The organism is Corallococcus sp. AB049A, assembly GCF_003668885.1.
In the GTDB taxonomy this organism is placed as follows: Bacteria; Myxococcota; Myxococcia; order Myxococcales; family Myxococcaceae; genus Corallococcus; species Corallococcus interemptor.
Genome location: NZ_RAWL01000515.1, coordinates 1 through 5,604 on the forward strand (window position 1 = coordinate 1; position 5,604 = coordinate 5,604).

At 66.4% G+C, this 5,604-nt stretch carries 6 protein-coding genes; 5 read left to right on the forward strand and 1 reads right to left on the reverse strand.

Annotated elements, in window-relative coordinates; translation table 11 throughout:
• Window positions 1–32: 32 nt before the first annotated feature.
• Genes D7X55_RS34945 through D7X55_RS34965 form a run of 5 tightly spaced genes read left to right on the forward strand, consistent with a single transcriptional unit; the run spans window position 33 to window position 4,721 of the window.
• The gene (locus D7X55_RS34945) at window positions 33–908 is read left to right on the forward strand and encodes an SCO family protein (RefSeq protein WP_120553087.1); all 876 of its coding nucleotides are present in this window, start codon (window positions 33–35) and stop codon (window positions 906–908) included.
• Window positions 905–1,951, forward strand: coding sequence for a cytochrome c oxidase subunit II (gene coxB, locus D7X55_RS34950; protein ID WP_120553086.1), 1,047 nt, complete (start codon window positions 905–907; stop codon window positions 1,949–1,951). Before D7X55_RS34945 ends, coxB begins: the two co-directional genes overlap by 4 nt.
• A complete protein-coding gene (locus tag D7X55_RS34955; protein WP_120553085.1) occupies window positions 1,935–3,614 on the forward strand; it encodes a cytochrome c oxidase subunit I in 1,680 nt (559 codons plus the stop codon). Before coxB ends, D7X55_RS34955 begins: the two co-directional genes overlap by 17 nt.
• Window positions 3,607–4,269 carry a cytochrome c oxidase subunit 3 family protein gene (locus D7X55_RS34960; protein ID WP_120553084.1) on the forward strand — a complete coding sequence of 221 codons (663 nt, stop codon included), beginning with the start codon at window positions 3,607–3,609 and terminating at the stop codon, window positions 4,267–4,269. Before D7X55_RS34955 ends, D7X55_RS34960 begins: the two co-directional genes overlap by 8 nt.
• A gap of 11 nt (window positions 4,270–4,280) precedes the next feature.
• Window positions 4,281–4,721, forward strand: a complete 441-nt coding sequence (locus D7X55_RS34965; protein ID WP_120553083.1) for a cytochrome C oxidase subunit IV family protein — start codon at window positions 4,281–4,283, stop codon at window positions 4,719–4,721.
• Between the two features lie 106 nt (window positions 4,722–4,827).
• On the opposite strand, the gene D7X55_RS34970 is transcribed toward D7X55_RS34965, so the two are convergent.
• On the reverse strand, window positions 4,828–5,604 hold a 777-nt coding region (locus tag D7X55_RS34970), incomplete at its 5' end, for a DUF481 domain-containing protein (RefSeq protein ID WP_233610253.1).

Here is a 5,604-nt window from a genome sequence, read left to right on the forward strand (position 1 = left end):
CCGCTCCTCCTGCCCCCGAGCCGTCCCCCGCCATGCCGTCCCTTCTTCCGCACTCCTCCGCCCGCGTCGCCGGGCTCCTCGCGGCGCTCGCGCTGGTGCTCACCAGCGCCACGCCCGCGTACGCCCTGCCGGGCGGAGGCAAGACGCCCCGCGCCATCGTGGAGGCGGACTCCGACCTGCCCCCGCCGGTGACGGGGGTGGACGTGGAGGAGCACCTGGGGGAGCCGCTCCCCCTGGAGACCCGCTTCCTGGACTCCTCCGGGGAAGAGGTCCGGCTGGGCACGCTGCTGTCCAAGACGCGCCCCACCCTGCTCACGCTCGTCTATTACGAGTGCCCCATGCTCTGTAACCTCGTCATCAACGAGCAGGTCCGCGTGATGCGCGAACTGGGCCTGGAGCTGGGCAAGGACTACGAGGCCGTCACCGTCAGCATCGACCCCAAGGACACCCCGGCGCAGAGCGCGGAGCGCCGCCGCAAGTACCTCCAGTCCATGGGCAAGCCGGAGACGGCTCCGTGGCACTTCCTCACCGGCACCGACGAGAACATCCACAAGCTCGCCGACGCCGTGGGCTTCAAGTACACGTATGAACCGAGCACGAAGCAGTACGCCCACCCCGCGGTGGTCACCGTGCTCACGCCGGAGGGGAGCATCTCCCGCTACCTCTACGGCACGTCGTTCGACCGCAAGGACGTGAAGCTTTCGCTGCTGGAAGCAGCGGGCGGTCGGGTCGGGACGAGCGTCGATCGCATCGTCATGTCCTGTTTCAAGTATGACACCGCCACGCGGCGGTACGGTTTCTACATCTTCGGGTTCATCCGCCTGGGCTCCCTGGCTGTCTTCGGCGCCCTGGCCACGATGCTGATCTATTTCTGGAGGCGCGAGCTGAAGAAAGGCGCGACTACATGAGCGACCTGGCCAACCAATTCCTGTTCCTCCCGGAGCGCGCGTCCACGTTCGCGGAACGGGTCGACTTCCTGCACTACTTCGTCGTCGGTACGACGATGGTGATGTCCGCGGGCGTCGGCCTCGCGGCGCTCTTCATGTTCTTCCGCTACCGCCGGCGGGAGGCCCACCAGCACACGGAATACGTGGTGCCGGACCTGAAGACGGAGTTCCTCTTCGTCTCCGTCCCGCTGGTGTTCTTCCTGGCGTGGTTCGCCATCGGGTTCCGGGACTTCACCTGGTACACCACCCCGCCCAAGGACTCGATGGATGTCTACGTCATGGGCAAGCAGTGGATGTGGAAGTTCTCCTACCCGGAGGGCCCCAACGGCGTGAACGTGCTGCACGTGCCGGCCAACCGCCCGGTGCGCCTGCTCATCACGTCCCGCGACGTCATCCACTCCTTCTACGTCCCGTCCTTCCGCATCAAGATGGACGCGCTGCCGGGCCGCTACACGCAGGCCTGGTTCGAGGCGACGAAGCCCGGCACGTACCAGGTGCTCTGCACCGAGTACTGCGGCCTGTCGCACTCGAAGATGCTGGCCGAGGTCGTCGTGCTCGCGCCGGAGGACTACGAGAACTGGCTGCAGGAGCAGCAGCGTGGCCGCCTGCAGGACCGGCAGGACGCGCTGGCGGACACGTCGCTCGTGCCGCCCGCCGCCCGCATGGCCGAGCAGGGCCAGAAGCTGGTGGGCACGCAGGGCTGCCTCAAGTGCCACTCGGTGGACGGCTCGAAGCACATCGGCCCCACCTTCCTGGGTCTGTACGAGCGCACCGAGAAGCTCGAGGACGGCCAGAACATCCGCGTGGATGAGGCCTACATCACCCAGTCGATGATGGACCCGGGCGCGCACATCGTCGCCGGCTACCAGAACGTGATGCCGACCTACCAGGGCAAGCTGCAGGGCCCCGAGTCGGCCGCCATCGTCGAGTACATCAAGACGCTGCGCACCGCGAACGTGCGCGAGACCGCTTCCGAGGGCCCCGCCTATGACCCCATCCAGTAGCATCGCCGCGCCCGGGGCCGCCGTCCCCGGCCATGAGGCGCACGACGACCACGGCCACCACCCGAGCTACCTGACGGACGGCACCACGGTGAAGTCGTGGCTGCTGACGGTGGACCACAAGCGCATCGGCATCATGTACATGGCCTGGGTGCTGCTGTTCTTCCTGGTGGGCGGCATCTTCGCGCTGCTCATCCGGATCGAACTGCTGACGCCCGGTCCGACCATCATGGACGCGATGACGTACAACCGCGTCTTCACGCTGCATGGCATCGTCATGATCTTCCTGTTCATGATCCCTGCCATCCCGGCCATCTTCGGCAACTTCATGCTGCCGCTGATGCTGGGCGCCAAGGACGTGGCGTTCCCCCGCCTGAACCTGCTGTCGCTCTACGTGTACCTGGCCGGCGCGGGCTTCGCGCTCTGGGGCATGCTCAACGGCGGCCTGGACACCGGCTGGACGTTCTACACGCCGTACAGCGCGCACACGACGACCACGGTGGCGCCGGTCCTCTTCGGCGCGTTCATCATCGGGTTCAGCTCCATCCTCACGGGCATGAACTTCATCGTCACTGCGCACACCATGCGCGCGCCGGGCATCACCTGGTTCAAGATGCCCCTGATGGTGTGGGCGCTCTACGCCACCAGCTGCATCCAGGTGCTGGCGACGCCGGTGATTGGCCTGCTGCTCCTGCTGGTGACGGCGGAGAACCTGTTCAGCCTGGGCATGTTCGACGTGGCCCGCGGCGGTGACCCGGTGCTCTTCCAGCACCTGTTCTGGTTCTACAGCCACCCGGCCGTGTACATCATGGTGCTGCCGGCGTTCGGCGTGATGAGCGAGGTCGTCTCCACGTTCAGCCGCAAGAACATCTTCGGCTACCGCGCGGTGGCGTACTCGAGCGTGGGCATCGCGTTCGTGGGCTTCTTCGCCTGGGGCCACCACATGTTCGTGTCCGGCCAGTCGACCTTCAACGCCGGCGTGTTCGGCGTGCTGTCCATGCTGGTGGGCGTCTTCACCGCCATCAAGGTCTTCAACTGGGTGGGCACCGTCTACAAGGGCGCCGTGGAGTTCAGCACCCCGTTCGCCTACTTCTGCGGCTTCCTGTTCTTCACCGTGTTCGGTGGCATGACGGGCATCGCGGTGGCGACGGTGTCCCTGGACGTGGCGTGGCACGACACCTACTTCGTCGTGGCGCACTTCCACTTCATCATGGTGGGCGCGACGATCATGGCCTTCCTGGCCGCGCTGCACTACTGGTTCCCGAAGATGTTCGGGAAGATGTACCACGAGGGGTGGGGCCTGGTTTCCGCGGCGCTCATCATCCTGGGCTTCAACGCGACGTTCATCCCCCAGTTCCTCGTGGGCAACGCGGGCATGCCGCGCCGCTACTACGAGTACCCGGAGCGCTTCCAGGCGCTGAACGTGGCGTCCACGGCCGGTGCGTCGCTGCTCGCCTTCGGCTTCATCATCATCGCCATCTACCTGACCTACGCGCTCATCTACGGCGAGCGCGTGGACAACCCGTGGAACAGCAAGGGCTACGAGTGGCTGACCATGTCCCCTCCGCCCACGCACAACTTCATCGGGCCCCAGCCGACGTATCCCGAGGAGCCGCACTTCTACGTGGATCCGAAGAAGGCCGAGGGCGAGGTGTCGGATGTCTAGCGCTCACGTGACGCCGGGCTCCGTGCCCGGTCCCAAGCTGGCTGCCCACTTCGCGTCGCTGGAGGTCCAGAAGCACGCGGCGCGGTTGGGCATGTGGCTGTTCCTCGCCACGGAAATCCTGCTCTTCGCGGGTCTGTTCGCGTGCTACGCGGCCTACCGCTTCCTGTTCCCGGAAGCGTGGGCGGCCTCCAGCCGCAGCCTGGACCTGACGATGGGCACCATCAACACGGTGGTGCTCATCACCTCCTCGTTCACCGCCGCCATGGCGGTGCACTACGCCAAGGAGGGCAAGAACAAGATGGTGGGGCACATGAACGTGCTCACCCTCCTGATGGCGATGGGATTCCTCGTCATCAAGTTCTTCGAGTACAAGCACAAGTTCCACATCGGGACGCTGCCGGGCCGCTACTACTTCTACGAAGGCATCCAGCTGCCGGGCGCGCCGATGTACTTCTCCGTGTACTTCGCCTCCACGGCGCTGCACGCCCTGCACGTCGTCATCGGCATGACGGTGCTGGCGTTCGCCACGGTGCGCGCGTACCGCGTCGGGGACTTCAGCGCGAACAACTACACGCAGGTCGAGCTGGGCTCCATGTACTGGCACCTCGTCGACCTGGTGTGGATCTTCCTCTTCCCGATGCTGTACCTGGTCTGAGGGTTTAAGACATGGCCATCGCCAACGAATCGCGTCAGGAAGAGCACAACATGCAGGAGCACCACGGCGCCGGGCGCTACGTGGTCATCTGGATTGCCCTGCTGGTGCTCACGCTCGTCACGGTCTTCACCGGCCGCATGCATCTGCCGGACTTCGGTCTGGTGCTGGCGCTCATCATCGCCAGCGTGAAGGGCACGCTGGTGGCGCTGTACTTCATGCACCTGTCGGAGCACCAGGGCGCCAACCGCCTGGTGTTCGCGGTGTCCATCCTGTTCGTGGTGCTGCTCATCGGCTTCTCGCTGATGGACATCGGCACCCGCTTCCGTCTGGCCAACCCGCCGGGGTCGCAGTACAGCGACCTGCAGGCGGTGGACATCGGCGCGAACCCGACGGAAGGCCGCACGGGTGGGCACCAGCAGCTGCAGAAGCAGACCCACGAGAAGCACGAGTAGTCCGCAGCGTCTCTCGCAGGTCCCCTTGAAGCACGAACGCGGCGCCCGGGATTGCTCCCTGGCGCCGCGTCGCTTTTGGCGGGCCGCCGTCTCCGGCGCCTTGGGACTACAGGGCGACGGTCAGGTTGAAGGAGAGCGCCGTGTCCGTGGACACCTTGCCCGGGGGCGGAGCGCTGTCGGCCTTCACCTGGAAGCCCACGCCCAGGGCCAGGGCGTCCGTGAGGCTGGCCATCACCTGCGTCTGGCTGCTGAAGAGGATGCGCGAGTCGGAGATGACGCTGACCAGGATCTCCGCCTCCTCCTGGAAGGTGATGTCCTTGGAGATGCCGTAGCGGAACAGGGCACCGAAGCGCGGACCGCCCAGGTCCACGTCCGGCAGGTCCACGCGATCCGGGTAGTACTGGAAGCGCGTCTCGCGGGCGTAGCGGAAGGCGAAGTCGGTGCGCAGGACGGAGTCGCGCGTGCCCAGCTTCTCGTCCTTCTTGGTGTCGAACCAGAGGATGCTGGCGCCGGCTTCACCGTAGGGCCGCGACTCCACGCTCTTGATGTGGTCCGTGTCCACGCCGGCCAGCAGGTAGCCGCTGAGCTGCTCCGTGAAGCGGCGGTCCCCACGCAGCTCGAAGCCGGCGTTGAGGGCCACCACCTGGGACAGGGACTCCACCTCGCCCTCCACCTCGGGCGGGCGGCTGCGGCCGTACGCGCCGTAGGCCTTGATGGAGTAGATCCACTTCTCCGTCTTGCGCAGCGCGCTGCCCAGGCCGCTCACGGTCAGCGTGGACGCGTTGCCGGTGATGGAGATGAGGCTCAGGCCCACGCTGACGTCCCAGGAGCTGGGCTTCGCGGGGGCGGCGGCCGCCGCTGCGGCCTCGGGAGTGGGCGGCGG